At 70.9% G+C, this 3,150-nt stretch carries 4 protein-coding genes and 1 pseudogene; 4 read left to right on the forward strand and 1 reads right to left on the reverse strand.

Annotated features, from left to right (window positions below):
* Positions 1-777: pseudogene (locus G6027_RS04435) on the reverse strand (transcription-repair coupling factor); the annotation flags it as partial.
* A gap of 302 nt (positions 778-1,079) precedes the next feature.
* On the opposite strand from G6027_RS04435, the gene G6027_RS04440 reads away from it, so the two are divergent.
* The 4 genes from G6027_RS04440 to G6027_RS04455 all read left to right on the forward strand — a co-directional run.
* A complete protein-coding gene (locus tag G6027_RS04440) occupies positions 1,080-1,604 on the forward strand; it encodes an MSMEG_0572/Sll0783 family nitrogen starvation response protein (protein ID WP_182635753.1) in 525 nt (174 codons plus the stop codon).
* Between the two features lie 4 nt (positions 1,605-1,608).
* Positions 1,609-2,499, forward strand: a complete 891-nt coding sequence (locus G6027_RS04445; protein WP_182635755.1) for a carbon-nitrogen hydrolase family protein — start codon at positions 1,609-1,611, stop codon at positions 2,497-2,499.
* Positions 2,492-2,857 carry an MSMEG_0570 family nitrogen starvation response protein gene (locus G6027_RS04450; protein WP_182635757.1) on the forward strand — a complete coding sequence of 122 codons (366 nt, stop codon included), beginning with the start codon at positions 2,492-2,494 and terminating at the stop codon, positions 2,855-2,857. The genes G6027_RS04445 and G6027_RS04450 overlap by 8 nt, the downstream gene beginning before the upstream one ends.
* On the forward strand, positions 2,854-3,150 hold a 297-nt coding region (locus G6027_RS04455), incomplete at its 3' end, for an FAD-dependent monooxygenase (RefSeq protein ID WP_182635759.1). The genes G6027_RS04450 and G6027_RS04455, both read left to right, overlap by 4 nt.

Here is a 3,150-nt window from a genome sequence, read left to right on the forward strand (position 1 = left end):
CGCCCCGGCCAGTCGCTGCGCGCGCTCGCGGACGTCCTCGTCCAGCAGCAGCTCCCGGCACGGGAACAGCACGGCCGAGGAGACCTCGCCCTCGGGCAGGGAGCGCTGGTCGGCCACAGAGAACTCGCGGATCTCGGCGATCGTGTCCCCGTCGAACTCCACGCGCAGCGGGTGGTCCGCGGTGGTGGGGAACACGTCCACGATGCCGCCGCGCACCGCCACGTCGCCGCGGCGGGCCACCATGTCCTCGCGGCTGTAGGCGAACTCGGTCAGGGTCGCCAGTAGATCGGACGGGTCGAGCTCGGCGCCGCGGGTCAACCTGATCGGCTCCCGGCGGGCCGCCCCCGGGGAGATGGGCTGCACCACCGACCGCGCCGCCGCCACGACGATCCTCGGTGCCCGTCCCCCCATCACCGAGTTCAGGACCTGCAGCCGGCGACCGATCGTGTCGGAGGCGGGCGACAGGCGCTCGTGCGGAAGCGTCTCCCAGCTCGGGAACTGCGCCACGGCCTCGTGTGACGGGCCCGGGTCGTCGAACAGTCCCGCCAGTTCGTCGGCCAGCTCCTCACACTCGCGCTCGGTGGCCGTCACCACCAGCAGCGGCGAACGCTCGGCCAGTGCCGCCACCAGGAACGGCCGCAGGGACTCCGCCGACCGGACCACGGCGGAGTCCCGGTCCAGTCCCGCCCGCAGATCGGCCAGCGCCGGGTTCGCTGCGACCGCCCCGGCCAGGCCGGACAGAGCTGCGGTGGTGGGGCTGCTGACAGTGGTGGTCACGCGTGTGAGTCCTCCAGGTGGGGTGGGCGCGGCGGACGTGGCCGCACGGAAAGCACCAGTGTAATCAGCATCCGGCGGCGGAGCGCGGGGCCACCTCAGGCCCCCTGCGGTGGCGCCACGGTCTCGGCGCAGAGCCACTACAAGGGGGCGGCACCGGCTGGAGTGTTACGGCGGCGCCGGATGCGTTGTTCCAATCGCAACCACCCGGTAACGGACCGACACGCGGCGGTAACGGTGCGGGCGTGTACTCGCTGCCATGTCACCGGAACCCCTTCGGTGACCCCGTCCCCGAGGAGCCCACAGTGCCCGAGTTCGACGCCACCATCACCGAGAACATCGCCGCCTCCCTCAAGGAGATCCCGCACCCGTCGCTGCCCAAGGGCACCAACATCTACGGCGGCACCAAGATCTTCCCGGACTACAAGGCCGAGGAGGGGGAGTCGTACTTCACGCTCGTGCACGGCATCGCACACGAGTCCTCCGTGTCCTTCGTCGCCGTCCTCCAGGCCACCCGTGCCCTGCGCAAGGGATTCGAGTCGGCCATCTACTTCTACGGCCCCGGCGCGATCAACTGCCTGGCCACCCGCGGATTCCCGACCACCGGCGACTCCGGCTTCCCCGGCGAGCAGAACATCAACGAGTCCCTCGAGTCGTTCATCTCCGAGGGCGGGACCGTGTTCTGCTGCCGCTTCGGGCTCGGGCTCCACGGCGGTCGCGAAGAGGACCTGATCGAGGGCGTGATCCCCGCGCACCCGCTCGACGTGCAGGACGCCCTGATCCACTACGCCCGTAAGGGCGCCATCATCAACTCGACCTACATGGTCTGATGCCATGACCACCATCGGTTCCGTCGCGGCCAACTTCACCCGCGACCTCGAACAGAACTACCGGACCATCGCCCACTACACACAGATCGCCCGCGAGGGCGGCGTCGACTTCCTGGTCTTCCCCGAGGCCGCCATCGGGGGGTACCTCTCCAGCCTCGGCAACCACGGCGACACCACGCCCACGTCCCGGTCGCTGCCCCCCGCCATCCGGCTCGACGGCCCCGAGATCGCGCGGGTGCAGGAGATCATCGGAGACCTTGTGGTCGCCATCGGCTTCTGCGAGCTCGACGACGACGGGGTGAGCCGCTACAACGCCGCCGCGGTCCTCGACGGCCACCGGGTCTACGGCACCTACCGCAAGGTCCACCAGCCGCTCGGGGAGAACATGTCCTATGCCTCCGGCGGCGACTATGGGGTGTTCGACACCCCGGTCGGGCGGGTGGGTCTGCAGATCTGTTACGACAAGGCGTTCCCCGAGGCCGCGCGCGTCATGGCACTGCAGGGCGCCGAGATCATCGCCTCCCTGTCCGCGTGGCCGGCGGCACGCACCGCCACCGCCGCCAACCTCCAGGAGGACCGCTGGACCTACCGGTTCAACCTCTTCGACTCCGCGCGGGCGCTGGACAACCAGGTGTTCTGGGTGGCCTCCAACCAGGCGGGGACGTTCGGGTCCCTTCGGTACGTCGGCAACGCCAAGATCGTCGACCCCGGCGGGAACGTCCTGGCCACCACGACCCTCGATGAGGGCCTGGCGGTCGCCGAGGTCGACGTGGCGGGGACCTTCGCGGCCATGCGCGCCGGGATGTTCCACCTGCGCGATCGGCGCCCCGACGTGTACGGGTCGCTGGTCGAGGTCAGCGACCCGGCCGACGAGAGGACGCTCGCCAGTGCCTGAGATGAGCTTCGCCGTCCGGTGGCCCGACGGGACGGTCCGGGACTACTATTCCCCTAGCCTGGTGATCCACGACCACCTCACGGTCGGCGACCGCCTGAGCGTGGCCGAGTTCCGCCGCCGGGCCACCGACGGGCTCACCGAGGCGGGCGAGCGGGTCCGCGCGCGCTACGGCTTCCTCTGCAGTTCCGCTGCCGACACCGCCGCCCAGGTGGCCTCCGCGTCCCGCGCCCACCCCGGGGAAGCCCTGGTCGAGGTCGTCTCCATGCACCCCCCGCTGCCCTTTGCGTCCCAGCCCTCCGCCTACCCATCCCCCGCGGAGGCGCCCTCCGCCTCCCCGGACCCCCAGGAGCACTCATGAGCACCACGCAGTTCTCCCCCGGCGCCCATGTCCCGGTGCTCGTCATCGGCGGCGGCCAGGCCGGTCTCTCGGTGAGCCATCACCTCGGCACCGCGGGCGTCGACCACCTGGTGGTGGAGAAGCAGACCGCAGTCCACGCCTGGGCCGACACCCGGTGGGACTCGTTCACGCTCGTCACGCCCAACTGGCACTGCCGGCTCCCCGGTTACCGCTACGAGGGCCCCGACCCGGACGGGTTCATGACCCGCGACCAGGTGGTCGAGTGGCTGCACGGGTGGCTGGAGACCTTCGAC

Origin of the sequence: Dietzia sp. SLG310A2-38A2 (genome assembly GCF_014145095.1) — a bacterium.
Taxonomy (GTDB): Bacteria; Actinomycetota; Actinomycetes; order Mycobacteriales; family Mycobacteriaceae; genus Dietzia.

Coding starts and splice junctions, on each gene's coding strand:
- G6027_RS04445 (WP_182635755.1), top strand. CDS start 1,609: ATGACCACCATCGGTTCCGTCGCGGCCAACTTCACCCGCGACCTCGAA.